Annotated in this window: 16 protein-coding genes; 11 read left to right on the top strand and 5 right to left on the bottom strand. The window is 69.8% G+C overall.

Features of this window, described 5'->3' with window-relative positions; all coding sequences use genetic code 11:
* Window positions 1-65: 65 nt before the first annotated feature.
* Together ENSA5_RS04435 and gspC are read left to right on the top strand one after the other, a co-directional pair.
* Window positions 66-1,697, top strand: a complete 1,632-nt coding sequence (locus tag ENSA5_RS04435; RefSeq protein WP_106390298.1) for a potassium channel family protein — start codon at window positions 66-68, stop codon at window positions 1,695-1,697.
* A 29-nt stretch (window positions 1,698-1,726) separates the two neighbouring features.
* Complete coding sequence (gene gspC, locus ENSA5_RS04430) at window positions 1,727-2,722, top strand: type II secretion system protein GspC (RefSeq protein WP_106390297.1); 996 nt, start codon at window positions 1,727-1,729, stop codon at window positions 2,720-2,722.
* A gap of 10 nt (window positions 2,723-2,732) precedes the next feature.
* On the opposite strand, the gene ENSA5_RS39900 is transcribed toward gspC, so the two are convergent.
* Complete coding sequence (locus ENSA5_RS39900; protein ID WP_106390296.1) at window positions 2,733-5,012, bottom strand: NADP-dependent malic enzyme; 2,280 nt, start codon at window positions 5,010-5,012, stop codon at window positions 2,733-2,735.
* A gap of 93 nt (window positions 5,013-5,105) precedes the next feature.
* Between ENSA5_RS39900 and ENSA5_RS04420 the strand changes: the two genes are divergently transcribed.
* Window positions 5,106-6,935, top strand: coding sequence for a YiiX/YebB-like N1pC/P60 family cysteine hydrolase (locus ENSA5_RS04420; RefSeq protein ID WP_181197361.1), 1,830 nt, complete (start codon window positions 5,106-5,108; stop codon window positions 6,933-6,935).
* Between the two features lie 20 nt (window positions 6,936-6,955).
* On the opposite strand, the gene ENSA5_RS04415 is transcribed toward ENSA5_RS04420, so the two are convergent.
* Window positions 6,956-7,783, bottom strand: a complete 828-nt coding sequence (locus tag ENSA5_RS04415) for a hypothetical protein (RefSeq protein WP_106390294.1) — start codon at window positions 7,781-7,783, stop codon at window positions 6,956-6,958.
* Window positions 7,784-8,429: 646 nt separating this feature from the next.
* On the opposite strand from ENSA5_RS04415, the gene ENSA5_RS04410 reads away from it, so the two are divergent.
* Both ENSA5_RS04410 and ENSA5_RS04405 read left to right on the top strand, forming a co-directional pair.
* Window positions 8,430-9,488 carry a hypothetical protein gene (locus tag ENSA5_RS04410; protein WP_106390293.1) on the top strand — a complete coding sequence of 353 codons (1,059 nt, stop codon included), beginning with the start codon at window positions 8,430-8,432 and terminating at the stop codon, window positions 9,486-9,488.
* Between the two features lie 69 nt (window positions 9,489-9,557).
* A complete protein-coding gene (locus ENSA5_RS04405) occupies window positions 9,558-9,884 on the top strand; it encodes a hypothetical protein (protein WP_146155317.1) in 327 nt (108 codons plus the stop codon).
* Between the two features lie 55 nt (window positions 9,885-9,939).
* Here the strand turns inward: ENSA5_RS04405 and ENSA5_RS04400 are convergent, their stop codons facing one another.
* The 3 genes from ENSA5_RS04400 to ENSA5_RS04385 form a co-directional block, all read right to left on the bottom strand.
* Window positions 9,940-11,190, bottom strand: a complete 1,251-nt coding sequence (locus ENSA5_RS04400) for a YncE family protein (RefSeq protein ID WP_146155316.1) — start codon at window positions 11,188-11,190, stop codon at window positions 9,940-9,942.
* A gap of 109 nt (window positions 11,191-11,299) precedes the next feature.
* Window positions 11,300-13,039, bottom strand: coding sequence for a thiamine pyrophosphate-binding protein (locus ENSA5_RS04390; protein ID WP_258182732.1), 1,740 nt, complete (start codon window positions 13,037-13,039; stop codon window positions 11,300-11,302).
* Window positions 13,040-13,050: 11 nt separating this feature from the next.
* On the bottom strand, window positions 13,051-13,443 hold the full coding sequence (locus ENSA5_RS04385) for a hotdog domain-containing protein (RefSeq protein ID WP_219906728.1): 393 nt from the start codon (window positions 13,441-13,443) through the stop codon (window positions 13,051-13,053).
* A 76-nt stretch (window positions 13,444-13,519) separates the two neighbouring features.
* On the opposite strand from ENSA5_RS04385, the gene ENSA5_RS04380 reads away from it, so the two are divergent.
* The 6 genes from ENSA5_RS04380 to ENSA5_RS04355 all read left to right on the top strand — a co-directional run bounded on the left by ENSA5_RS04380 (window position 13,520) and on the right by ENSA5_RS04355 (window position 25,595).
* Window positions 13,520-14,899, top strand: a complete 1,380-nt coding sequence (locus ENSA5_RS04380) for a TrpB-like pyridoxal phosphate-dependent enzyme (RefSeq protein WP_106390288.1) — start codon at window positions 13,520-13,522, stop codon at window positions 14,897-14,899.
* Between the two features lie 74 nt (window positions 14,900-14,973).
* Entirely contained in the window at window positions 14,974-15,615 is a 642-nt protein-coding gene (locus ENSA5_RS04375; protein ID WP_258182731.1) for an RNA polymerase sigma factor, read from the top strand.
* A gap of 513 nt (window positions 15,616-16,128) precedes the next feature.
* Window positions 16,129-19,152, top strand: a complete 3,024-nt coding sequence (locus tag ENSA5_RS04370; RefSeq protein WP_181197360.1) for a serine/threonine-protein kinase — start codon at window positions 16,129-16,131, stop codon at window positions 19,150-19,152.
* A 67-nt stretch (window positions 19,153-19,219) separates the two neighbouring features.
* Window positions 19,220-19,747 (top strand): hypothetical protein, encoded by a 528-nt coding sequence (locus tag ENSA5_RS04365; RefSeq protein ID WP_146155315.1) that lies wholly within the window; start codon window positions 19,220-19,222, stop codon window positions 19,745-19,747.
* 164 nt (window positions 19,748-19,911) lie between these two features.
* A complete protein-coding gene (locus tag ENSA5_RS04360; protein WP_106390285.1) occupies window positions 19,912-21,483 on the top strand; it encodes a DUF362 domain-containing protein in 1,572 nt (523 codons plus the stop codon).
* A gap of 134 nt (window positions 21,484-21,617) precedes the next feature.
* Window positions 21,618-25,595, top strand: coding sequence for a VIT domain-containing protein (locus ENSA5_RS04355; RefSeq protein ID WP_106390284.1), 3,978 nt, complete (start codon window positions 21,618-21,620; stop codon window positions 25,593-25,595).
* The last annotated feature ends 530 nt before the right edge of the window (window positions 25,596-26,125 follow it).

Here is a 26,125-nt window from a genome sequence, read left to right as displayed (position 1 = left end):
GAGTTGGGGGGCTTTTGGCTGGGGGTGTGCGAAGCTGTAGGGGATCCGAGAGCTTGGCCAGAGGCATGCGTCGTCCCTTCAACCGTCTGTTCATGCTGCTCGCGTTTTTGACGATGACGCTGATCCTCGCGGCGACGGGGTACATGCTTGGGATGCGGCACCTCGAGGGGCAGGAGCGGGACTTCTGGCACAGCCTCGAGTGGGCGACGGAGACGTTGACGACGACGGGGTACGGGAGCGACTCGAGCTGGCAGCACCCGGCGATGGTCGTCTACGTCGCGGTCGTGCAGTTCTTTGGCCTGACGGTCACGCTGTCGATCGTCCCGATCGTGCTGATCCCGTGGTTCGAGACCCGGTTCGAGGCGCGCCTGTCCCAGAACCTGCCCGAGCTCGATGACTTCGTGCTGGTCTACCGCTGGGGTCCGGCGGTGTCGTCTCTGGTCGTCGACATGGGCCGTCAGAACATCCCCGCGGTGATCCTCGAGGAGAACGAGTCGCGCGCGCGCTGGCTGCGGGACAAGGGCCACCTGGTCGTCTACGCCAGCCTCGAGGAGGGGCAGCTCGATCTCGCCGGGGTCGAGCGCTGTCGGGCGCTGATCGCCAACGGCGAAGATCACGACAACGCAACCGTGATCGCGATGGCCCGCCAGCGCGGGTTCGAGGGCGAGATCTTCGCGCTCGTCGACACGCCCAAGCACCGCCGCCCGATCCTCCTGGCCGGCGCCGACGCGGTCTACAGCCCGATGCACTCGCTGGCCGCGGGGCTCGCGGCCAAGGCCAGCGAGCGCATCGCCCCGCGCGTGACTGGCGTGCAGCTGCTCGGCGAAGACATCGAGATCGCCGAGCTGCGGATCCAGCCGAGCTCGCCCCTCGCCGGCCACAGCCTCGCCGACCTTCACCTGCGCCGCGAGACCGGGGCGACGATCGTCGGTCAGTGGGTCGGCGGTGAATTTCGCGGGCACCCCGATCCCAACACCAAGCTCGAGGCCGGCGCGATCGTCGTCGCGCTCGGCACCGCCGAGGCGCTGGCCAGGCTCGGCGAGCTGGCCAAGCCCCTCGATCGCAGCAGCCCGCTGTTGGTCATCGGCTTCGGCGAGGTCGGGCAGAAGCTGGTCGAGATGCTCGAGAGCGTGGGTGAGGGCGTCAAGGTCCTGGCCCGCGACGTGCACGAGCGCCTCGACGTGTGTGGCGACGCCCTCGACCCGCAGGTGCTCGAGAGCATCGAGCTGGCCAGCACGCGCGCGGTCATCCTCGCCTTGTCCGACGACAGCACGACGCTGTTCGCGGTCACGATCATCCGCGACCTCGCCCCGGACCTGCCGATCATCGCCTCGGTCGATCGCGCCGAGAACGTCCAGCGTGTCCACCGAGCCGGGGCCGACTTCGCCCTGTCGATCTCGCAGGTCACCGCGCAGCTGCTCGGCCACAAGCTCTTCGGCGAGCAGTTCATCGCGATCGAGCCGCGGATCCGCGTGTTCGAGGCCACCGCCGAGCCCTTCGTCGGGCTGACCCTCGGCAACGCGCGGATCCTCGAGCGGACGGGCTGCACGGTGGTCGCGATCGAGCGGGCGAAGAAGACCTTGACCGAGCTCGGGGCCGGGCTGACCTTCGGTCGTGGAGACGCGCTCTATCTGTGCGGCTCGGGTGAGGCCCACGACCGCTTCTTCGAGGTCTTTGCGACCGCGAGGCCCGACTGAGCTCGATACCAGCTGCTACCATCCGCGGCGTGTCCCCGCGCGAGCTCAGCCTCCACCTCGTTCTTTCGTGCTGCCTGTCGCTCGGGCTCGGCGCGTGCAAAGCCGCGCAAGAGTCCACGAGCACGGCGGACCCGAAGCCGACCGACACCGAGGCGGCGTCGGCGTCGGCGTCGGCCTCGGCCTCGTGGGTCGACGAGCACAGCCTTGCGACCCTGCTCGACCAGAGCATTGAGGTCGCGCCCGGTGGAGCGCGAGTCGAGACCGAGGGCTGGGTCGTGCGCCTGGCCCTCGACCCGGTCGTCGCCGGGCGCTCGCCTCTGAAGTTTCGACGCTCGGCCGGCGGAGCCCTGCAGGTGTCCGGGATCCCGTCGGGATCGCCGTGGGAGCGGATCGGACTGCGCGACGGCGACGTGCTCCTGAGCGTCGACGGCATGAGCCCCGCCACGCAGCTCGAGCAGCTGCGCGCGCGCTACGGTGAGGGCCCGCGCGAGGTCGTGATCGTCTACCAACGCGGTGATCAACGCAGCGAGATCGAGCTGAAGCTTCGCAGCGATCTGAGCTGGCGCAACTCACCTGGCTCGAGCAGCTCGCCGTCCGAGCCCCTCCGGCCAGCGCTCGCGGGCGAGCCCTCGTCCACGAGCGAGGGATCGGCGCCGGATACGGAGCTGATCGACGAGCTCCGCTGCCCCGACGCCGAGCACTGCCAGATCACCCGCGCGCAGGTCGACAAGCTGCTCGCGGATCCCTCGACCCTGGCTCGACAAGCGCGCGTGGTCCCGTCGGTCGAGGACGGCGAGACCGTGGGCTTCAAATTCTATGGCATCCGCCGCGGCAGCCTGCTGAAGGGCTTCGGGCTGAAAAACGGCGATCTGCTCCGCGCCGTCAACGGTCACGAGATCACCAGCATCGACAACGCGATGGCGGCCTACGCCTCGCTGCGTGACGAGCAGACCTTCGCGCTCGAGCTCGAGCGAGAAGGCCAGCCCATCTCGCTCGAGATCTCGATCGTCGCGTCGCTCGACTGAGCTGTCGTGCTCAGCTCGCGGCGGGGTTCTGGACGAGCTTCATCTGGGCCTGGACCACCGTCAGCGCGATCATGTGGACGATCGCGTCGACGGAGCAGTCGCGCTCGAGCACGGAGATCGGCTTGGCCATGCCGAGCAAGACCGGGCCGACCGCGGGCACGCCACCGAGCTCGCGGATCAGCTTGTAGGCGACGTTCCCAGCCTCGAGGTTGGGGAAGATCAGCACGTTGGCCGGGCCGGTCAGGCGCGTGAACGGGTAGCTGTGCTTTTGGAGGTGGTAGTCGAGGGCGACGTTGGCCTGGAGCTCACCCTCGACCTCGAGGTCGGGCCGCCGCGTGGTCAGCAGCTTGGCCGCGTGCGCGACCTTGTCGCTGGTCGCGCCCTGGGCCGAGCCGAAGTTGGAGTAGCCGAGCAGCGCGACCCGGGGCACCACATCAAAGGTGTTCCTGGCCTCGTCGGCGACCATCTCGGCGACGTCGGCGAGCAGCTCGGCGTCGGTGTCGAGGTTGACGGTCGTGTCGGCGAAGAACAACAGCCCGCGCTTGTGCAGCATCAGGTACATGCCCGCGACGCGCCGGACCCCGGGGGCGAGGCCGATGATCTGGAGGCCCGGGCGGATCGTCTCGGGGTAGGAGTACTGGATGCCCGAGACCAGGCCGTCGGCGTCGCCGCGCTCGACCATCATGGTCCCGAAGAAGTTCTTGCGCCGCATCATCGTCCGGGCCATGTGCTCGTCGATGCCCTTGCGTTGACGCTGGCGAAACAGCTGCGCGGCGTAGTCGGCCAGGCGCGGGTCGGTCTGGGGGTTGACGAGCTCGTAGGCCCCGTCCTCGAGCTCGATCTCGTGCTTGGCGATGGTCTCGCGGATCTTGTCGACGTCGCCGAGCAAGATCGGCCGGCCCATGCGCTCGTCGATCATGATCCGGCAGGCCTCGAGGATCCGCGGATCCTCGCCCTCGGGGAACACCATGGTCTTGGGCTGCTGCTGCGCCCGACGAATGAAGCGACGCATGACCGCGGTCGAGCCCCCGAGCAGGGTCCGGATGTGCTCGCGGTAGGTGGCCTCGTCGAAGGGGATCTGCGCGACGCCGCACTCGACGGCGGCCTTGGCCACGGCCGGCGCGACCGACTGGATGACCCGCGGATCGAAGGGCTTGGGGATGATGTAGTTGCGCCCGAAGCTGTAGTCCTCGCCGTAGGCCCGGTTGACGACCTCGGGCACGTCCTTGCGCGCGAGCTCGGCGAGGGCGCGGGCGGCCCCGAGCTTCATCTCTTCGGTGATGTGGGTCGCGCGGACGTCGAGGGCCCCGCGGAAGATGCCCGGGAAGCCGAGCACGTTGTTGACCTGGTTGTCGTGGTCGCTGCGCCCGGTCGCGACGATCGCGTCGGGCCGAGCCTCGCGGGCCTCGGCGTAGGGGATCTCGGGCTCGGGGTTGGCGAGCGCGAAGATGATCGGGTTCGGGTTCATCTTGGCGATCATCTCGGGCTTGACGAGGCCGCCGACCGAGAGGCCGAGGAACATGTCGGCGCCGTCGAGGGCCTCGGTCAGGGTCCGCTTGTCGGTCTCGCGCGCGAACTCCTGCTTGATGCTGTTGAGGTTGTCGCGCCCGGTGTGGATGACCCCCTTGCTGTCGCACATCAGCAGGTTCTCGCGCTTGACGCCGAGCGAGATGTAGAAGCGCGAGCACGAGACCGCCGACGCCCCCGCGCCGCTGACGACGATCTTGATGTCGCCGAGCTCGCGCTCGGTCAGCATCGCCGCGTTGAGCAGCGCCGCGCCCGAGATGATCGCGGTGCCGTGCTGGTCGTCGTGAAACACCGGGATCTTCATGCGCCGCTTGAGCTCCTCTTCGATGTAGAAGCACTCGGGCGCGCCGATGTCCTCGAGGTTGATGCCGCCGAAGGTCGGCTCGAGCGCGGCGACACACTCGATGAACACGTCGGGGTTCTTGGCGTCGAGCTCGAGGTCGAACACGTCGATGTCGGCGAACTTCTTGAACAGCACGCCCTTGCCCTCCATGACCGGCTTGGACGCGAGCGGGCCGATGTCGCCGAGCCCGAGGACCGCGGTCCCGTCGGTGATGACCGCGACGAGGTTGGCCCGCGCGGTGTAGAGGTTGACCTTGGTCGGATCCTCGGCGATCTCGAGGCAGGGCTCGGCGACGCCGGGCGAGTACGCGAGCGACAGATCGCGCTGGCTGGTCAGCGGCTTGGTCGGGACGACGGCGATCTTTCCGGGGCGTCCTTGGGTGTGGAAATCGAGCGCTTCCTTCTTCGAGATCTTGGCCATCTGAGGCCGAGTCTAGGTTATTCTGGCCGCGCGAGCGAAACGCCATGAATGCGGCCAAGATCTCTGCCAGCCCCCAGGGTAGAGTCGCCGCGCGTGCCCCACCTGGAACCTGACGGCGTCGATCCGCGCCACGCAAAGATCGGCCTCGTCGTCCACCGCGTGGGGGTCTGGACCTTCCCCGCGTGCGTCGGCGCGGCCCTGGGCTTCTACCTGGCCGACCGCGGTACCCCGTGGCTGCCCTCGATGCTCTCGCTGCTGTTGATCGTCGGCGCCTTCGCGCTCATCGCGATCGCGGGCGGCCGCGCGCTGCAGGGCAAGGCCTTTCGCCGCACGCCCGAGGGCCGCGTGGTCCGACGCCGGATCCTGGCCGCGACCGCGCTCGCGTTCGCGGCTGGCTTCGGGCGCCTGGCCCTGTTTTGGGTCCAGCAGCCCAGCCCCTTGACCGAGCTCTCGCGCGACGACTTCGACGAGACCTACCTCCTCGACAGCAAGGCCTACCACGAGTTCGACGCTGGCCTCGAGCGCTACCTGGTCCTGCTCGAGGCCCGGCCCGAGCTGTTCGAGACCGACGCGGTCCTGAGCTCCGACGAGGAGCGCCTGGTCCTCGACGCCTGGGAGGCGATCTACGCCTACTCCTTCGCCCTCGATCAGATCCGGATCTTCTACGAGGACTGGTACCGCTTCGACCCCTCGCGAGCCCAGCGCAGCCGTCACCTGCGCAGCTTCTTGCTGACCTTCGCGTCCGAGCTCGCGCTCTACGAAAAGGCCACGCGCCTGGTCCTCTTGATCGAGCAAAATCGCAACGTCGTCAAATACCTCGACGCCCCCCACCGAGACCGCGGCCTCGGCGAGGACTCCTACTCCAGCTTTCGTCAGCAGCTCCAGGGGGCCCGCGACGCGACCCGGGTGATCGCGGGCAAGCAGTACCTGCGCTGGCTCGAACAGGCCATGAACGGCCGCGCCGAAGCCCGCGCGATCGGCTACGCGTGGCTGTGGGATCGGGTCGAGCGCCACCTCGTGCTGATCGAGGGCTTCGGCGTGCTCTCGGCCGGGACCACGTCGATCGGCAGCGACGCCGAGCTGCTCCAGCGCGGCGTCCGACGGGTCTGGTACCCGGCCCAAAAGGGCGTCGCCGAGTGGATGGGCGACACCCGCGTGCGCCGGGTCAATTGGTATCTGATCGACGAGCAGCTACAAGACGAGGCCGTCGCCCAGCTCGAGCCCGGCGACATCTTGCTCTCACGCAAGAACTGGTACGTCAGCAACGTCGGCTTGCCGGGCTTTTGGCCCCACGCGATCCTCTACATCGGCACGCCCGAGGAATTCACCGCCTACTTCGATGACCCCGAGGTCGAGGCCTGGGTCCGCGAGCAGAGCGGCGAAGCCATCGACCTGCCGACCTACATCGGGCGTCGCTGGCCCTCGCGCTGGCTTCGCTACTCCTTCGACGATCACGGCCAGCCCTATCGCGTGATCGAGGCGATCAGTGAGGGCGTGGTGTTCAACACCATGGCCCACGCCAGCGGCGACTACCTCGCCGCGCTCCGGCCCCGGCTGTCCAAGAAGGCCAAGGCCCAGGCGATCGTCGACGCGTTCTCGTACCTCGATCGGCCCTACGACTTCGACTTCGACTTCGCCACGGACCACGCGCTCGTGTGTACGGAGCTGGTCTGGCGCGCCTATCGACCGGCCGCGGGCAAGGACGGCCTCGACCTCGACCTCGTCGAGGTCGCCGGGCGCCCGACCCTGCCGGCCAACGACCTCGCCCGGCAATTCGTGACCGAGCGGGGGACCGCCGCCGCGCAGCTCGACTTCGTCTACTTCATCGACGCGATCGAGAAGCAGCGAAAGGCCGTGGTCTCCGACGAGGCGGCGTTCCTCGCCACGCCCGAGCGGACCAAGCTCGACTACCGAAAGCACTGAGCCGAGCCCGACGCCTCGCTCTACGGCGCGCCGAGGCCCGCTTCGCGCGCCAGGGGCCGACCGACCGTGACCTTGGTGTAGGCCATCACAAAGCCCACGCGCATGGCGTTGCGCTCGGTAGCGATCCCCGGCCGCGAGCCGATCGTGGCGAGCACGCAGCCGCGCTCGCGCACGTCGAGCAGGCGCGTGACCATCAGCGTCTGCTGGACACCGCGGCGACGAAAGCCGGGCAGCGTTGACACCCCCATCAGGCTCCCAACCCGGCCGCCGACGCCGACCGAGCCCACGGCGATCGGCTGACCGTCGATCGTGGCCAGGTACACGAGGGTCGACTCGAGCGCCAGCGTCCGCCTGCACGCGTCGAGCATCGACTTGGGGATCTGGCCGTCGGGGAAGAACCCACTCAGCGTGAGGCGGGACGCGAGCTCGAGCGAGTCGTGGTCCGACGAGGCGATCCGCGTGAGCTCCAGCCCAGCTGGACGCCCGAAGGGCAGCGCGCCCTCGAGCTCCTCGCCCGGCGGCAGCTCTCGGGCGAGCACGTTCTCGAACTCGCGGACCACGAACCCGCGCGCAGCCAGCCCCGCGACCAGGGTCTCGTGGGCGAAGGGCGAGAGCTCGACCCGCGCCTCGACCCCGCGCGACTCGTAGAAGTCGATCATCGCGTCGATCTCGTCGTCGCTGACGGGACCTTCGAGGCCGACACCGCAAGCTTGGTTTTGCCACGAGCCCGGCTCGTGAAAGCCCATCACCCCACCGGCGAAGGGCCGCACGGTCGGGGTCGAGTCGGCGAGGATCTTGGCCTGACGAGGCTCTTCGAGCTTGGCAATTTCGGCGGAGGTCAGGGGCATGCGGGCAAGGATATACGTTGAGAGTTGATCGCTGCGTGCTGTCCACGCGTGGCCCAGCTCGCTTGGGTCGAGTGGGTCGAGTGGGTCGGGTGATCCATGCGCAGCCACGCCCGAACCACGCTCGCCATACGCGATGAGAGAATAGGCCTGCGCGTGATTGGTCGGGTGCGCAAGGTGTGCGCGGCCATGACCATCCTGGCTATGCCGGTGGGTGCAGGAAGTCCGTCAGTGTCCGCGCCAGCGAAGCGCGCCGTGACACCCCAGCCCCCCGTCGCCCGCGCCCGTCGCGTCTGGACGAAATCGAGCGCCGCGGAGGACCCACCGAAACAGGCGCGTCACACCGAGCTTCGGGCTCGCTGAGCCATCGACACCAGTCGCTCGTCTTTGCGAGCCGCAGCGGTCCACCGTCGAGACATTCATGAGTTTCTCAATTTACCGTATCTCGTGATCAGACCAGGCGGATTCAACCAATCGAGTTCCGCGACAACCTCCACCAGGCGCGGGTCCCCTGGAACGAAGAAACTTCAATGAGTCCAGGGGACATGGCTGGCCTCCCCGGCCAGGAGAGAGCCTGGTCCCCTCGGGCTGGAGCTTTGCCAGGAACTTCAGGCACAGGGGACCCGCTTCGGGGGGTATCATCCGGGCCATGACTCAGGCCGTGCCCGCAGCGCTGCGCGCCCCTGGCGACGCCATCGAGCGCGTCCTGGTCCCGCTCGATCGAGCGCGCGTCCGCGTGCTGCGAGCGATGATGCCAATCTCGAGCCGACTCGTCGGCGAGCGAGAGCTACGGGTCGCCGCGGTCGGTGTGTCGGCGGTCCTCCTCGCGCTGAGCCTGAGCCTCATCGCGCCCCTGTGGCTGCTCGCGCTCGGCCCCATCGTGCTCGGGGTCCCCCACCTCCTCGCAGATCTGCGCTACTGCGTCGTCCGCCCGGGCTGGCACCGCGAGCGCGCGCTGTGGGTGACGGCCGGGCTCCCGCTGCTGGCGATGGCCTGCGGTGCCCCGCTCGAGTATGGGCTGCTCGGCGTGGCCGCGAGCGCGATCTGGTGCCCTGTCGATCGCGGCGCCGGGCTCCGGCGGGCGGCGGTCGTCGGCGGCGCGCTGGCGCTCGCAGCCGGCGTCAGGGCGATCGGCTCGACCGCCGATCTGATCTTCGCCCACGCCCACAACTTCGTCGCCGTCGCGCTGTGGGCCGCCTGGCGAGCGCGCACGACCGGGCGCCACGTTTGGGTCCTGGCGGCCTTCGTGCTCGCCAGCGTCGGGCTGAGCCTCGGCCTCGGCGACTTCGCGTGGTCGTCGGCGCTCGCGGCCGGGCTGCCCGAGGGCCTCGACGCGCGGACCCACCTAGCGACCTTGGCGCCCGGCGTCGACGGGCCCTGGGGACTGCGCCTGGTGTTGCTCTACTGCTTCGCGCAGTCGGTTCACTACGGCGTGTGGCTTCGGCTGATCCCCGAAGACGACCGCGGCCAGCCGACCCCCCGCACCTTCCGAGCCAGCTATCGGGCCCTGTCGGCCGAGCTCGGGCCGTGGGTCTTGGGGTTGTTCACCCTCGGCGCCGCTGCGGTGGCGCTGTGGGCCTGTCTCGACCTCGCCGAGGCCCGCGCGGGCTACCTGCGCGTCGCTCGCTGCCATGGCTCGCTCGAGCTGATCGCGGCCGGGCTGCTGATCGTGAGCGGCCGTCGAAGCGCGAGGGCGCGGCCCACCTGAGCGCCTGCTCGGCTGGGGCTGCGGTCGACCACACCCCAACCGGAGCGAGCTTTCGCTATGCTCGCGGTGATGCGCAAGCTCGCCACCCTGGCCACCTTTCTTCTCATCGCTGGCAGCTCCGCGGCCGCGCTCGCCGACCGGCCCCCGCCCCGCCCCGTCGAGGACAAGCCCGAGACCAAGCCCGAGACCAAGCCCGAGACCAAGCCCGAGACCAAAGGCGACAAGAGCGACAACGCCAAAGAAGCTAAGCAGGGCGGCGACAAGTCTGGCAGCTGCTCCATGGCCCAAGAAGACGACGCCGTGCTCGGCGTCGCCGCCCTCGTGCTGCTCATCTCGGGATTGACCCTGCGCCGACCTCAACGCCCTCGGACCCCTGCCCCCGCGAGTCGTCCGTAGGACCCCAGCGCGCGCGGAGCTCCTCGACCCTCGACACGACCCCTCGACCACCGCGCTACTCGATCGCGACGTAGGTCGGCCCGGCCTCACCTTGCCAGGGGAGCTCGCGGTAGTCGCCCGCCCCGAAGTCGGCGACGACGAGCACGTTCGCGCCCGGGATCGGCACGAGCGCGAGCTCGTCGGCGGGCTCGAACACGATGCCGAGCGGGAAGCCCATCGCATCGATCTCGATCTGATCGAGGAGCTCCCCGGTCGCGCTGTCGTAGCGCAGGAGGTGGGTCTGGGTGCCCACGAGCACCGACAGGATGATCTGCGTGTCCGTGGTCCCGCGCGCGGCGGCATAGGGGATGCCGACGACCTCGATCGACTCGAGCACGGTCGGTGTCGAGGGGTCGGCGATGTCGAGCAACGAGTAGCCCGGCGCGCCGACCGAGTTGACCGCGATCGCCCGCGTATCTCCGGGCCCGACAAACAACACCCACGAGGGATCGTTGGACACGACCGCGGGCGCCGACATCGTCCCGAGCGGGTCACCGATCCCGAACAGCCGGACCGAGCCGTCGCCCGCGGTGTTGACGATCGCCAGCTCACCGTCGAGGTCGAGCTGCTCGGGGCTGGGGCCGACCTCGTACTCCTCGACGATCGACAGCGAATTCAGATCGATGTGGCTGATCGTCGTGCCCGACTGCCCGTTGCCGCCGTAGTTGGCGGTCCACGCCGCGCTCGAGTCGTCGGTGATCGCAACGCCCATCGGGTACTGCGCCAGGTCGAGCTCGGCGAGGACCGTGGCCTCGTCGACGTCGACGATCAGCAGACCGCCGCCCTCGGGCACCGTGCCCTCCCCCGCGCCCGCGAGGCCCCCAACAGGCCCGGCGAAGAAGCCCGGACCAAGCGCAATCACCGCCCGGGTCCCATCGGGGGTCAGCTCGGCCTCGAGCGGGCCAGGCTCGTAGGCGTCGAGCTCGATCGTCTTCCACAGGGCCTCGTCCCGGGTCGCCGCGCCGTCACGCAGCGCGCCGTAGTCGAGCAGCGAGACCCGCTTGGCCCGCCAGTCGGAGGTCATGACCAGGCGCGCGGGCCGAGGCGGGTCGTCGTCGGTGTCGGTGCCGGTCTCGGTGTCCGCGGTCTCAGCGGTCTCGGTCTCGGTCGCGGTCGTGGTCGTGGTCTCGGTCCCCGACTCGCCGCTCGCGCTCGTGCCCGACTCACTCGTGCCCGACTCGCCGTCGGCCGCGGTCCCCGGGCAAGCCGTGAGCGCGAGACCGAGGATCGGCAGCGAAAAGACGAGGCGGGTCACAGGCGAGCTCATGCGCTCCAGTCTGGCGAGCGAGCAAGTTCTTGTCGAGCGCCCGGACGGGTAGGAGACGAGCTCGACGCCCTCCTCGCGCGCTTGAAGTCGCGTGGCGACGGCCCGGGGCTCACATCGAGAGCGAGCCCTTGCGAAAATCGGTCTTCCCGATCATCACGTTGATCGCGACCGGCGTCCCGGCCTTGGCGATCGCCTGGGCCTCGCGCAGGGTCTCGCCGATCTTGGCCGGATCATCGAGCAGCAGCCCGCGCCCGCCGTAGCCCTCGACGACCGTGTGGTAGGCCGTGCGCCGCAGCTCGGTCCCGCAGGCGTCACCGAGGATCTCGACCTGGTCGCGGGCGATCTGCTGCCACGAGCCGTCGTTGCCGATCAGCGCGATCGGGGCCAGCCCCCGGCGCACGCAGGTGTCGATCTCGGCCAGCGAGTAGCCCGAGGAGCCGTCGCCGTAGATCAGCCAGACCTCGGCCTCGGGCCGGACGGCGCAGCTCGCAACCGCAAACCCGCCGCCGACCCCGAGCGTGCCGAACACCCCAGGGTCGAGCCACGACAGCGGCTTGCGCGGGCGGACGATGTAGGCCGCGGTTGCGACGAAGTCTCCGCCGTCGACGACGAGCACGCTGTCTTCGGCCATCAGCTCTTCGAGCTGCAAGAACAGATCGATCGGGTTGACGCCGTCGAGCTCGGCCTTGCCCTGCTCGACGATCTCGGCGTTGCGGGCGTCCTCGCGCTCGCTCAGCTCGCCAAACCACGGCTGCCAGCGCCCGGCGTCGACCCCGTCGAGGCTCGCGGCGAGCTGGGTGATGAAGCGGCCGGGGTGGGCGTGGACGCCGAGCGTCGGCTTGCGGTTCATCGACAGCGCCTCGACGCCGAGGTTGACCGTTGCGAGCTTGGCCTTGCTCCCGATCGAGCGCCCGTAGCCGAGGCGAAAGTCGAGCGGGAAGCCGAACACGACCACGACGTCGGCGGCCTTGAGCGCCTTGGTCCGCTTGTGGCGATACTGCAGCGAGTGCTCGCGCCCGAGCAGGCCCCGGGCGCCGCCGGCCAGCCACACGGGCGCGCCGATCGACTCGAGCGCGCCCGCGATCGCCGGGACCTCGGCCGCGACCGAGACCGTCTGGCTGCCGACCACGAACACCGGGCGCTTGGCCCCGCGGATCCAGCCCGCGACCTTCTCGACCTCGCGCCGACCGGCCTCCATCATCGGGATGACCTCGGGCGCGTGGGCCTTGGGTCCGGGCGCGCCCCAAAACTGCCGCGCGAGGTGCTGCTCGAGGTAGGCCCGGGTCGCGTAGCCGACCAGGTTCTTGGGCTCCTTGACCCCGCCCTGATCGATGTACCACTCGCGCACGGTCGCCTCGGGGTAGAGCAGGTCGACCGGGGCCTCGACGAACACCGGCCCGGGCACGCCCTCGCGCGCGATCCGAAACGCGCCCTCGAGGGTCGGGACCAGCTGGCGCACCGCTCGGGGCGTGAACACCTGCTTGACGTGGGGCTGCATGAGGGCGACCTGGTCGATGTCTTGGAGCGAGCCGCGGCCCTCGAGCACCGTCGCCGTCGCGCCGCCGAGGATCACGACCGGCGACTCGGCCAGCTGCGCGTTCTTGACGGCGGTGATCGTGTTGGTCAGGCCCGGCCCGGCCGTGACCGCCGCGACGCCGGGGATCCCGGTCATCCGCGCGGTCGCGTCGGCCGCGAACACGGCGCTGGCCTCGTCGCGGACGTCGATGATCTGGATCCCGAGCTGCTTCGAGGCGACCAGGATCGGCGAGATGTGCCCGCCGCAGAGGGTGTAGAGCTGCCGCACGCCTTGGCGCTCGAGCACGCTCGCGATGATCTGTCCGCCGTCCATCTCACTCATTGTCATTTGCCGTCCAGCACGTGGTTGTCGAGTACGAAGCAGCTGAAGGTGCCGTTGAACACCCGGGTCGTGCCGACGTGAGCCTCCACGTCGGCCTCGTGCTTGCGGCCCTTTTGGGCCCGGACGCTCGCGCGGACGAGGACGCGCTCGCCGACGCGGACCGGAGCCGTGAACATGACCTTGGCTGCGCCCAAGACCACGTTGGGATCGTTGACCGCGAGCATCGCCGCGTAGTCGGCCGCGCCGAACACGAAGCCGCCGTGGACGAGGCCGCGCTCGTCGGCCGCCATGCGTGGGTCGGTGCGCAGCTCGACCTGTGCCGTGCCCTCGCCGAGCACGACGATCTCACCGCACAAGCTGGCGTCGATCTCGAGGTGGGTGTTCGCTTCAGTCACGCTCACACCAGCCTGCCACGCGCCCGGCGTCCGCAAAAGGGCCCGGCGTGATAGAACAAGAGCCATTGGGACCGCGATGACCAAACAACGCAAGATCACCCTCAGTGAAGCCGAGATCCCGACCCACTGGTACAACGTCGCCGCGGACATGCCCACTCCGCCGCTGCCGCCGCTGAACCCCGGGACCCGGGAGCCGATCGGCCCGGAGATGCTCGCGCCGCTGTTCCCGATGAAGCTGATCGAGCAGGAGGTCTCGGTCGAGCGCTTCATCGAGATCCCCGAGCGCGTCCGCGAGGCCTACACCCTGTGGCGACCGACGCCGCTGTTTCGCGCGCACAACCTCGAGCGCGCCCTCGATACGCCCGCGCGCATCTATTACAAGTACGAGGGCGGCAGCCCCTCGGGCTCGCACAAGCCCAACACCGCGATCGCTCAGGCCTACTACAACGCCGAGCAGGGCGTCACGAAGATCACGACCGAGACCGGCGCCGGCCAGTGGGGCAGCGCCCTGGCCTTCGCGTGTCAGATGTTCGGGCTCGAGTGCGAGGTCTACATGGTCCGCATCAGCTACGACCAAAAGCCCTATCGCAAGCTAATGATGAACACCTGGGGCGCCGAGGTCATCCCCTCCCCCAGCGAGCGGACCCAGGCCGGCCGCAAGATCCTCGCCGAAGCTCCCGACAGCCCGGGCAGCCTCGGCATCGCGATCTCCGAGGCGGTCGAGCGCGCCGTCGCCGACGAGGGCACCCGCTACAGCCTCGGCAGCGTGCTCAACCATGTCCTGCTCCACCAGACGATCATCGGCCAGGAGGCGATCAAGCAGCTCGAGAAGGCCGGCGAGGATCTGCCCGCGGTCGTGATCGCGCCCTTCGGCGGCGGCTCGAACTTCGCCGGGCTCGCGTTCCCCTTTCTTCACCGCAAGCTCAGCGAGGGCGCGAAGATCCGGGCGATCGCCTGCGAGCCGGCGAGCTGCCCGAAGTTGACCCGCGGCGTGTTTCGCTACGACTTCGGCGACGCGGTCGGCATGACGCCGCTGCTGCCGATGTACACCCTCGGCCACACCTTCGTCCCGGCCAAGATCCACGCGGGCGGCCTCCGCTATCACGGCGCGGGCGCCCTCGTCAGCCAGCTCTTGCGCGACGGGGTCATCGAGGCCCAGGCGATCGACCAGCTCGAGACCTTCGAGGCCGGCGTGACCTTCGCCCGGGCCGAGGGCATCATCCCCGCGCCGGAGGCCAACCATGGGGTCGCCGCCGCGATCCGCCAGGCCAACGAGGCCAAGGAGGCCGGCGAGGCCCGGGTGATCCTGTTCAACCTCTGCGGTCACGGCCACTTCGACATGGCCGCGTACCAGGACTACTTCGACGGCAAGCTGCAAAAGCACGCCCTGAGCCAGTCCGACATCGACGCGGCCCTCGCCAAGCTCGACACCCCAAAGATCCCGGCGGCGGTCTGAGGGCTGGACCCCTCCCCGCTGACGGGCCACCACGGTGGTTCGCGACGGCTCGCGACTTGCTACCATCGCGCGACGTGCCCGGAGACTGGGAACTCGACGCCGGCCTGCTCGAGGCGTGGCGAGGCGGTGACGACCGAGCGGGCGAGCGCCTGTTCAATCGCCACGCCGACGCCGTCGCCCGCTTCTTCGAGAACAAGCTCCCCGAGGGCGTCGACGATCTGATCCAGTCGACCTTCCTGCGCATGATCGAGGGCCGGGAGCGGATCCGCGAAGGCGTGGCCTTTCGCGCCTTCGTGCTCGGCATCGCCCGCAACGTCCTGCGCGAGCATCTACGCGGGCTGATCCGTGATCGGCAGGTCAACCCCCACGTCGACTCCATGGCCACGCTGCTCCCCGGGCCGAGCACCATCGCCGGGGACCGCCAAGAGCAGCGGCTCCTGCTCGAGGCCCTGCGGCGGCTGTCGATCGACGATCAGGTGATCCTCGAGCTGTTCTACTGGGAGGGCCTCAAGGGCGTCGAGATCGCCGCGGTCATGGACATCCCAGCGTCGACGGCCCGGAGCCGGTTGGAGCGCGCGCGCGAGCAGCTCGGCAAGACCATGGCCGCGATCGCGGCCTCGCCCGACCTGCTCCGCAGCACCTTGGAGGGCCTCGACGGCTGGGCCGCGCGCCTGCGCGGGCGGCTCGGGCCGCTGCTCGACCGGCCGCTGAGCTAGCAGCCCGTGGTGCAATCCCTCGCGCCGCCTCGCTTGGCCTTTTCGCCGAGGGCTTTGTCGCCAAAACTTGCAGTACGCCCGGTACATCGGCGTTTTGGCTTCGCGCCCTCGGCGAACATTCCGGCGCGAGGCGACACGATGCATTGCACCACGGGCTGCTAGCGCCTCCTGGCTCATATGGAGGAACACTCTCACGGGTGGCAAGCATAGGGCGATATCGCGCCGTGTTACGCACGCCAACCGCAGGACACGCGAGGCGCAGCTGGCGCACGCGCGGACTCGCCCCGACCCAGGCGCCTTCGCCGGGGAGCGAGGGCTGCCAGGGCCACACACGAGTCAGATCGGCCTCTAGATGGTCTCGACGACCGTTTTGGGGCTGATCCGAAAAAACATTAAAATAAATTGAGACAATCATGGCTGCCGTGCACTTGGACCATCGAGCAAGGAAACCTGATGGCCGACGTGAACATGGGAGAGGTGCTGCAGCTGCGCCGATGGCAGCAGGGGGCGCGCATGAGTGAGCGAGCGACCCAGCCGCAGCAGCTCAACGGTGAGGTCACCGACGAACACATGCGCCTCGACACGCCGACCGTCGACGACGTCGAGCGCGACAGCGCCGACGACGACGCGGTGTTCGCTGCGATCCCGCGCAAGGCCAGCTTCGAGCACCGTCGGGTCATCAGCAACGCGCGCCGGAAGCTGTTTGGCCGCGGCAAGCCAGCGCAGATCGGACGCTACCGGATCCAGCGGCGCCTCGGCGTCGGCGGGATGGGCGAGGTCTATCTGGCCCACGACGACGACCTCGGCCGTCAGGTCGCGATCAAGCGGGTCCTGGGCAGCTCGGCCAACGAGCGCGACCAGGAGCGGCTGCGCCGCGAGGCCCGGGCGCTTGCGCGGCTGTCTCACGCCAACGTCGTGCAGGTCTACGAGGTCGGTGAGCACGAGCAGCGCACCTTCGTGGCCATGGAGTTCGTCGACGGCGAGACCGTGAGCGTGTGGTTGGCCGAGCAGCCACGGCCCTGGCGGGCGGTGCTCGAGCGCTTCTTGGCCGCCGGTCGCGGCCTCGCGGCGGCCCACGAGGCCGGCCTCGTCCACCGCGACTTCAAGCCCGACAATGTCCTGCTCAGCGCCGACGGCAGCGTGCGCGTGGCCGACTTCGGCCTGGCCCTCGCGGGCGAGGAGCGGCGGCCCTTCCTCGACGACGGAGCGGGTCGAGAGCTGAGCGCCGACATGCGCCTGAGCGTGACCGGGGCGATCCGGGGGACGATCCGCTACATGCCCCTCGAGCAGCTCCTCGGCGAGCAGGTCGACGCGCGCAGTGATCAGTTCGCGTTTTGCGTCGCCCTCTACGAGGCCCTGTGGAACGCGCCGCCCTTCTCGGTCGCGAGCTCGAGCGCGCGCCTCCGCGATCTCGGACGCGGGATCCCGACCCCGCCGAGCCATCGCGGCCGCGCGCGGCCGCCCGTCGGGCTGTGGCGGATCATCCGGCGCGGGTTGAGCAAAGATCCCGAGGCGCGCTGGCCCGACATGGGCGCGCTGCTCGAGGCCCTCGACGGGGTCACGCGGCGGCGGCGACGGCTGGCCTGGTTCGGCTCGGCGACCGCCGCCGTGGCCGTGACCGTGGGCGCGCTGGTCCTGACCCGCGAGCCTGCGGTCGACCCCTGCGCGGCCGTCGAGCGCGAACTCGAAGGAACCTGGGACAACGAGCGACGGACCGCGCTCGAGCGCGGGCTCGCCAGCCTCGGAGGCGGCGACGTCGAGGCGGGCCACGCCGTCGAGAGCCGCGAGCGGGTCCTCGCTGGCCTCGACCGTTGGGCGAGTAGCTGGGTCGGCGAGCGCGAGCAAGTCTGCCGCGAGAGCGCCGAGCTGCGCGTCGACCCCGAGCTCAGCCGATTGCAGAGCGCCTGCCTGACTCGGCAGCGCCAGCAAGTTCAAGACCTGGTCGAGCTCCTGCTCGCGCCCGGTAGCAGCGCAGGTGGTCTCGCAGCGGCGGTCGAGGCCGTCGCCGAGCTCCCAGCCGCCGCGGCGTGCGAGGACGAGCTGGCCTTGCTCGGGGTCAAGCCGCCGCCCTTGGCCATCGCCGATGAGGTCGAGGTCCTCCGGCGTGAAGTGGTGCGGGCCCAGGAGCTGCGGCTGCTTGGGCGCGTGGATGAGGGCCTGACGCTGGCGGAGCAGACCGAGCGGGCGGCTGGCGAGCTCGGGTATGGGCCGCTTGTTGCCGAGGCCCTCGGCGAGCTGGCCAAGGCGGAGATCGTGGGTGGCTCGCTCGTGCGTGGCACCGAGCGCATGCAAGAAGCCATCGATGAGGCGGAGCGCAACCATCACGACTACTTGGCGGCGGATCTGTGGACGGAGCTCGCCCTGCGCTCGCTCAGCGAGCTCGACGACGCCGAGGCCGGGGCTGCGCAGCTGCGCCGAGCCGAAGTCGCCAATGACCGCGTCGAGGCCTCGGCCCGGGCGCAGGCTCGGCTGGCGTTTGCGCGGGGGCAGCTCTCGGAGCTGCGTGGCGATGTGGTTGGGGCCGAGCTGGCGTACCGGGCAGCGATCGCACAGGCGGAGGAGGACGAGGCCAGCGCCCCCGAGCTGCCCAGCTACCAATCCAACCTGGCTCGCTTGGTCTCGACCCGCGACCTCACAGAGGCCATCGCGCTCTCGCGCTCAGCCGTTCAAGCCGCCAACCGCGCTTACGGACCGCAGCACCCGCAGACGGCGACCTTGCTCTACGATCTCGCCGTCACGCTGCGCCGCTCTGACCCCGACAACGAAGAAGTCGTCGAACTACTCGAGCAAGCTGCCCAGATCTGGACGCAGACCCACGGCCGCCCTCACCGCGATCTCGCCAAGGCCGAACTACTCCTGGGGAAGCTGGCCTTGCAACGCCACGACCTCGACGCCGCCGAGTCTCACGCGCGCGCGCTCGCCTCGATCCAAGCACAGATCCTGCCTCGCGGTCATCGAGATCATGGCGACACGGCCCATTTGCTCGCGACCGTCTACGGGATCCGTGGCGACAATGAAATGGCGCTCGCGCAGGCACGTATTGCGCTCGCAGCCTGGGAGCCCAACTATGGACCGAACAACCTCGGCGTGCTGAGGCTGCGCAGTCAAATCGCGACGCTGCTGCTCGCGCTCGGCAGGCTCGACGACGCCGACGAAGAGCTCGATGCGCTGCTTCCTCGCGCGCACGGCTCGCCAGAATTCGTCGCGGCTTGCCTGCAAAGCACAGAGCTCGCATTGCGCCGTGGTCAGACGAAGCTTGCGGACGCCGAATTGGCCCAGCTCGACGAACTCGAGCCCAAAGCCCTCGGCGGTCACGATCTGAGCTACGCCCTGCTCCGCGCCCTGATCGCGCATCGACGCGGGGAGCTCCAGCCGGTCATGCTCACGCGTCTTCAGCAGGCGCGGAGCTCCACGCCATTTACACCCGAGCAAATCGAAACGTGGATTGAGCACCTCGACATCGATGTCGCCGAGCGTGCAGCGTTGGGATTGAGCTTAGTGGACGCCGACATCTCGGCCGGCGCATCGACGCATTAGATTGGTAGCTAGACAGAGCACATTTCACTGGGCAGCGCGCCCGGTGTCGATAGAACACGGACACACCATGAACATCACAATCAAAAACACCCACAACCTACCTCGACGGCTGGCCCTATTGGGTCTCTTCGCAGCCCTGGCCGTCCCCGCGGTCAGCACCGCTGCGCCGCTGACGAGCGACCAGCCGACCCCAATCGCCGCCGGCGACGACGACGATGATCCGCCCTGCGAGACAGCAGTCATCGCCCTCGAGATCGACGTCACGACCGGCGACGTCTACATCGTGGACCCCACCGGCGGGCTCACGCTGACCGACAATTCGCTGAACATCTACTTCGGCACGCTCAGCCAGGTCCTCATCGACATCGAGTACACCAGCGGCAACTGGGAGATCGACGTGACGCCGGACGACGAGACGACCGAGACCTACCAGACCCGGGGCGGCACGCTGCGCTACTACATCACCGACGACTACGACGAGTACGTGCTCAGCTCCACCGAGCTGACCGGCGCGGCGTCGACGATGATGAACATGACGCCGTTCATTCCCGACATCATCCTCCAGCCCGACAAGGACTGCCCGCCCTCGACCTGAGCGGAACGGACTGCTCACTCCCGCGGGCAGCTTCCGGAGTTTCCGGAGCTGCCCGCTCGTCGTTTGAGGAGGTGGAGCCGGCTGGATTCGACCCAGCACCTTACAGAAGGCAACTCTGGGCGCGACGAGCTCTGCGTCCTCCCCCGCAATGTTAGCCTGATCCCATGACGCCTGCGCCCCCCGCCGAGCGACCCACGGTGATCCTCCGTGACTGCCGCGAGTACGACGTCGCGCGGATCCGCAGCATCGCCCGCGACGGCCTCGAGCGCCTCGGCCTGCGCCCCCACGGCCAGACCCTGCTCAAGCCCAACGTCGTCGCCTCGGGCCCACGCTTCCCCCACGCATACACCCGCCCCGAGCTAGTCGAGGGCGTGCTCGGGGCCCTGCGTGACCGCGACGAGGGCGAGCTCCGGACCCTGCAGGTCGGCGAGCGCTCGGGCATCACCATGCCCACGCGCCTCGCGTTCGGCGAGGGCGGCTACCGCGAGATGGCCAGGCGCGCGGGCGTGGATCTGGTCCACTTCGAAGAGGTCACCCAGGTCGAGATCCCGCTCTACCACCCGAGCCGCCTCCGCGACAGCCTCTACACGCCCAAGGTCGTGGCCGAGGCCGACTTCTTCGTCAATTGCCCGAAGTTCAAGGCCCACCCCTGGACCACGGTGACCTTCAGCCTCAAGTCCTACATCGGGATCCAGGACGACCGCCACCGGCTCCTCGACCACCACTACCAGCTCGACGAGAAGGTCGCGGATCTCCAGTACGTGATCCAGCCGCAGTTCATCGCGATCGACGCGATCACGGCTGGCGAGGGCCGAATGCTGACCCCGATCCCCTTTGATCTGGGCCTCGTGATCATGGCCGACAACCAGGTCGCCGTCGACGCGGTCTGCTGTCGGATCATCGGGTTGGATCCCCTCTCGGTCGATCACATCCGTCTCGCCTACGAGCGCGGCTTCGGCCCCGTCGAGCTCAGCGAGATCACCCTCGACGGCGACGTCAGCCTCGCCGACGCCCAGCGGCGCGCGAAGGGCTTTCGCGTCGGGCGGATCCGGGTCGAGGAGTACTTCAAAGACACCAACATCCGCGCCTACGGGGGCACGCCGCCGGGGCCGTCGAAGGCCGAGGGCGGCAGCGACTACTGCTGGGGCGGGTGCCCCGGGGCCTTCGAGGAGGCGATCGAGATCCTCCGGATCTACGACGCGGCCGCGAGCGACAAGATCCCGCGGACCCACGTGGTGTTCGGCAAGTGGGACCAGCCCCTCGACGTCGCGCCCGGCGAGAAGGTCATCTTCATGGGCGACTGCGCCGAGTACCGCGGCCCGCTCGGCGACGCGGGCGTGGTCTCGATCGACAGCTTGTTTCGCGACCGCAGCGGCATGAGCCCCCTCGACGCCCGCGACCAGGACATCTTCGTCAAGATCGCCAGCGTCTACCGCGACATGCGGGTGCTGCGACGCGGGCACTTCATCCACCTGACCGGCTGCCCGGTCAGCGTCGCCGAACAGGTCCTCGCCCTCGTGCGCCTCGGGGATCTGCCCAACCCCTACTTCGATCCCGAGCTCGTGCCGACCTTTGTCAGCACCTATCTCTCGTGGCGGACGCGGACGCTGATGCAGCGCGTGCTCGGGCGGCCGTACAACACGCCCGGGCCGACGCGGCGGGGGGACGCGCGACCGCGGCAGAACTTGCCGCCAGCTGGCGCCGATCCGGCGCTCGAGCTGCGCGACGTGGATTGAGGTGGATTGAGCTGCGCGAAACCGCGCAGCTGATCCAGTCGTCGGCCCAAAACGGGCCAAAATCGCCTGAAAGTCGTCACCGCGACCTGGCGTTCGGCCGCGACGCGCCGCCCCTGCACGAGAGAGCTCCAACAATGCCCGAGACCCCCCGCGCCCGCACCATCCTCCGAGGCCCCAGCCTCCTCCTCGCCCTCGCCCTCCCCTTGTCGGCCCCGCTTGGCTGTCAGCGCCAACCGGACGCAGGGGCGGCCGAGGGCGAAGCTGATCCCGGGACCGCGGAGCAGGCCGCCGAGGTCGGAAAGATCACCAAGATCCGCGGCAGCCGGGGGGTCGGCTCGCCGGATCTACCCGAGGGCGCGTTCTTGGGCGAGGGCGCGACGGTCCACGCCGGTCAGTGGCTGGAGCTGCCCCGCGGGACCCGAGTCGAGCTCGAGCTCGGCGGCGGTCAGCGCCTGCGCCTCGACGAAGACAGCCGCCTGCGTCTGCCGACGACCAAGTCCGACGCCGAGCAGCTCGCCCAGGTCGAGCTCACGCGCGGGCGCCTCGTGGTCCTCGCCGACGCGGCGCCGCTCGAGGTCCTCACCGCCGACGACCGCCTCGTCGTCGAGCGCGGCGAGGTCGAGCTCCACCACGCGGGCGAGACCCGCCACTTCGGCGTCGTCCAGGGTCGCGCGATGCTGCACACGGCCGGCCGCGAGATCCCGCTTGGACCGGGCGCGAGCATCTCGACGCCCGCAGCCCCAACCACGAGGCCCGAGACCCCGCCCGACGAGACCCTGCTCGCGGCCGCGTTCACGCCGGTCCTGAGCCTGGCCCCGCTCCAGGAGGCCGCCTGGGCCGAGTCCTTCGAGCGCAGCGCCAGGATCGCCGCAGACCTGCCCGAGGGGGTCGGTAGCCTGGTCGCGCGTCGGGCCGGCTCGAAGGTCGAGCGCCAGTCGCTGCGCCTGACCGAGCAGAAGGTCGAGGTCACGATCTCCGGTCGCATCGCCCGAACCGAGATCGAGCAGGCCTTTCACAACGACTCGGGCCAGACCCTCGAAGGCATCTATCAGTTCCCGCTCCCGTCCGACGCCTCGATCTCGGATCTGCAGCTGCTCGTCGGCGACGAGTGGATGCGCGGCGAGATGCTCGAGAAGCGCCGCGCCCGGCAGATCTTCCGCCAGATCGTCGACGCGACCGTGCCCCGGGATCCGGCGCTGCTGCAGTGGGAGCAAGGCAGCGTGTTCAAGCTCAACATCTTCCCGATCCCGGGCAAGGGTGAGCGCCGGATCAAGATCGCCTATACGCAGGTGCTGCCGGCCGTCGGTGACGCGCTGCGCTACCGCTACCCGATGGGTGGGTCCGGGGCCACGGCCACGGAGATCGGCGACTTCACCTTCAACGTGACGATCGACGACGCGGGCCTCGACGCCGAGACCCTCGACAAGGTCAGCACGCCAATGGCCGAGCTCCAGCGTACGCGCGCGCGCGGGCAGTCTTCGGAGTCGGGCGCCGGGCTCGAGCTGTCGATGCACGAGCGCGACTACCAGCCAACCCACGAGCTCGGCGTCGACGTGCCGCTGCCGAGCGAGGACCAGCGGCGTGTGCTCGCTGCGACCCACCGCGACCGTGACGGACAAGGCTACTTCATGCTCACGCTCCGCCCTGACCTCGAGCTGCGCGCCGAGCCCGAGCCGGTCCACTACGCCTTCGTGCTCGACCGCAGCCACGGGACCACGCCCGAGCTGTGGGCGGCCGCCCAGGGCATGACCAAGGCCATGCTCGCGACCCTCGAGCCCGACGACCGCTTCACGCTCCTCGCTTGCGACACGGGCTGCGATCGCCTCGACGGCGGGCTCCAGGCAGTGTCGCGCGCGGCCGCGGGCGGCCCCGACACCCTCGCCGAGGTCGATCGCTTCTTGAACCGCCAGGTCCTCGCCGGGGCCAGCGACATCGGCAACATGCTCGAGTGCGCCGGCGCGATGCTCGGCGAGCCCGAGGGCGAGGTCGAGCAGGTCGTCGTCTACATGGGCGACGGCGTCCCGACCTCCGGCGCGCTGACCCCCGACGAGCTCGGCGAGCTCGCCCGCGAGCAGCTCGGCCGGCTCCGGGTTCAGGCCGTGGCCCTCGGCGCGCGCTCGGATCTGCTCATCCTCGACAAGCTCGTGCGTCAAAGCGGCGGTGACCTGATCCAGGCCGACACCGCCGACGACCTCGACAGCATCGCCCGCGAGCTGAGGCTGCGCGCGCAGGTGCCCGTGGCCCGCGATCTCGCCGTCGAGCTACCCTCGGGCCTGACCGACGTCTACCCCAAATCGATCCCGGCGCTGCGGCCCGGCGACTCGCTGACCCTGGTCGGCAAGCTCGCCGAGGGCGACGCGGCGATGCTCCGCGGCGACGTCCGGCTCCACGGCAGCGGCGGCGCGGGCGAGGTCGACGAGCGCTTCCAGGTCATGCTCGACGCCGAATACTCGAAGTCGGGTCGCGCGGGCGTCCACGCCCACCTCCCGCGGACCTGGGCCCAGCACGAGATCACCCACCTGACCCAGACCGAGGGCGCGGCCGCGAGCGAGCGGATCGTTGAGCTGTCCCGCGAGTACAACGTGCTCTCGCGCTTCACCGCGCTGTTGGTGCTCGAGAACGACCGCATGTATCGAGAGTTCAACGTCGCGCGCAAGGCGGGTCAAAAGGACAGCTGGAACGAGGACCCCGCGACTGCGACTGAGGTGGACAATGAAGCGCGAGCCGAGGGCGCGTCGAGCGAGGCCACGCCCGAGCTCGAGCCTGGGCCCAGCGAGGACCGCGAGCGCGAGCAGAGCGAGGCCGCGCCTCAGCCGAGCCCCGCGGGCGCGCCCGCGCCCGCGCCCGCACCCAAGTTCAGCGACTTCGACGGCTTCGATCCCCTCGAGCCCAGCAGCTCGCCGAGCGACGCCTCGGCCGTGGCTGAACAAGAGGCCTTCGCCGAGGACGACTTCGACGGCTTCGACTTCGACGACAACGAGGGCGACGCCTCCGGCCTGATCGGCGGCGGCAGCTCGAGTGGCTCGAGCGCCTCGATCCCATCGGCTGGCAAGCGCGAGGACTCGGCGAGGAGCAAGGGCGGCGGAGACTTCGCTCCGGCCCCGCCGGCCAAGAAGAAGAGCAAGAACAACGCCGACTCCAAAGCACCTTCGAGCCCCGGCGGCTGGGACGTGCCCCAGAAGGACCAACGCCAGTGGCAGTGGCCCCAGATGACCCTGCGCGACGCGGGCGGGCCGACCACCACCGAGCTCGACAAGATCGCGCAGCTCGAGCGAGTCCGCGACGCCAACCCGAGCAGCCGCAAGGCTCACCGCGACCTCGTGCGCCGAGCGATCCGCGACAACCACTCCGAGGCGCGAGCCTTCACCGCCGCGTGGGCGGCCGCCGACCCGGACCACGCCCCCGCGCTCCTGGCCCACGCCGACCAGATCGCAGCCAGCGGCGATCCCCTGGCCCTGCGCGCCTACGCCAGCGCCCTCGAAGTCGAGCCCTTCTCGACCAGGATGCACGGGCGCATGGCCGAGGCCCTGACCCACGCGGGCGACTTCGAGCGGGCCTGCTCGCACCGCCGCGCGCTGGTCAGCATCGACCCGACCGACGGTGACCACGCGGCCAAGCTCGTCAGCTGCCTGGCCCAGTCGGGGCGCATCACCGAGGCTCGGGCCGCGCTCAGCGATGCCCGCGAGCGCGTGACTTCGAGCGCGGGCAAGAAGGCCCTGACCCGGGCCGAGAAGACCATCGTGACCCCATCGCTCGCCAGCCAATCGAGCCGCATACACGCCAGCGCCGACCTCCGCGCCGAGCTGCGCTGGACAGCCGACGAGAACCTCGACCTCGCGTTCGTCGATCACCGCGGTCGCCGGCTCTCGGTCCTTCGTCCCCAGGGCGTGCGCGTCCGCGAGGAGCACAACGGCGCGGCGCGGGTCGAGATCATGACCATGCGCGAGGTCAACGGCACCGTGTTCATCGAGGTCACCCGGCCCGACGTGAACGCCGAGGAGCCGGTGAGCGCCAAGCTCACTGTCAAGACCGCGACCGGTCGCCGGAGCTGGTCGCTGTCGCTCGAGCCCGGCACCCGTCGCGTGGCGCTGACGCGCTGGAAGAAGTTTTAGGTGTTTTAGACCCCCGCGGCCGTCTGCGACTCTGCCACGCACGGCCGCAAGCGGCCGGTCGGTCGGTCGCTGCGCTCCCTCCCTCGGTGGGCTGGTATGAGCTTCGCCGTCGTTTGCGTGGCCCCCTAGAAGGGGGGCTTGTTTAGACCCCCCTGGCCGTTGGCTACTCTGCCACGCACGGCCGCAAGCGGCCGGTCGGTCGCTCGCTGCGCTCCCTCCCTCGGTGGGCTGGCATGAGCTTCGCCGTCGTTTGCGTGGCCCCCTAGAAGGGGGCTTGTTTAGACCCCCCTGGCCGTTGGCGACTCTGCCACGCACGGCCGCAAGCGGCCGGTCGGTCGCTCGCTGCGCTCCCTCCCTCGGTGGGCTGGCATGAGCTTCGCCGTCGTTTGCGTGGCCCCCTAGGAGGGGGCTTGTTTAGACCCCCCTGGCCGTTGGCGACTCTGCCACGCACGGCCGCAAGCGGCCGGTCGGTCGCTCGCTGCGCTCCCTCCCTCGGTGGGCTGGCATGAGCTTCGCCGTCGTTTGCGTGG

The sequence above is a fragment of the Enhygromyxa salina genome (assembly GCF_002994615.1).
GTDB lineage: Bacteria > Myxococcota_A > Polyangia > Nannocystales > Nannocystaceae > Plesiocystis > Plesiocystis salina_A.
This window is presented reverse-complemented; position numbering and strand designations above follow the sequence as displayed.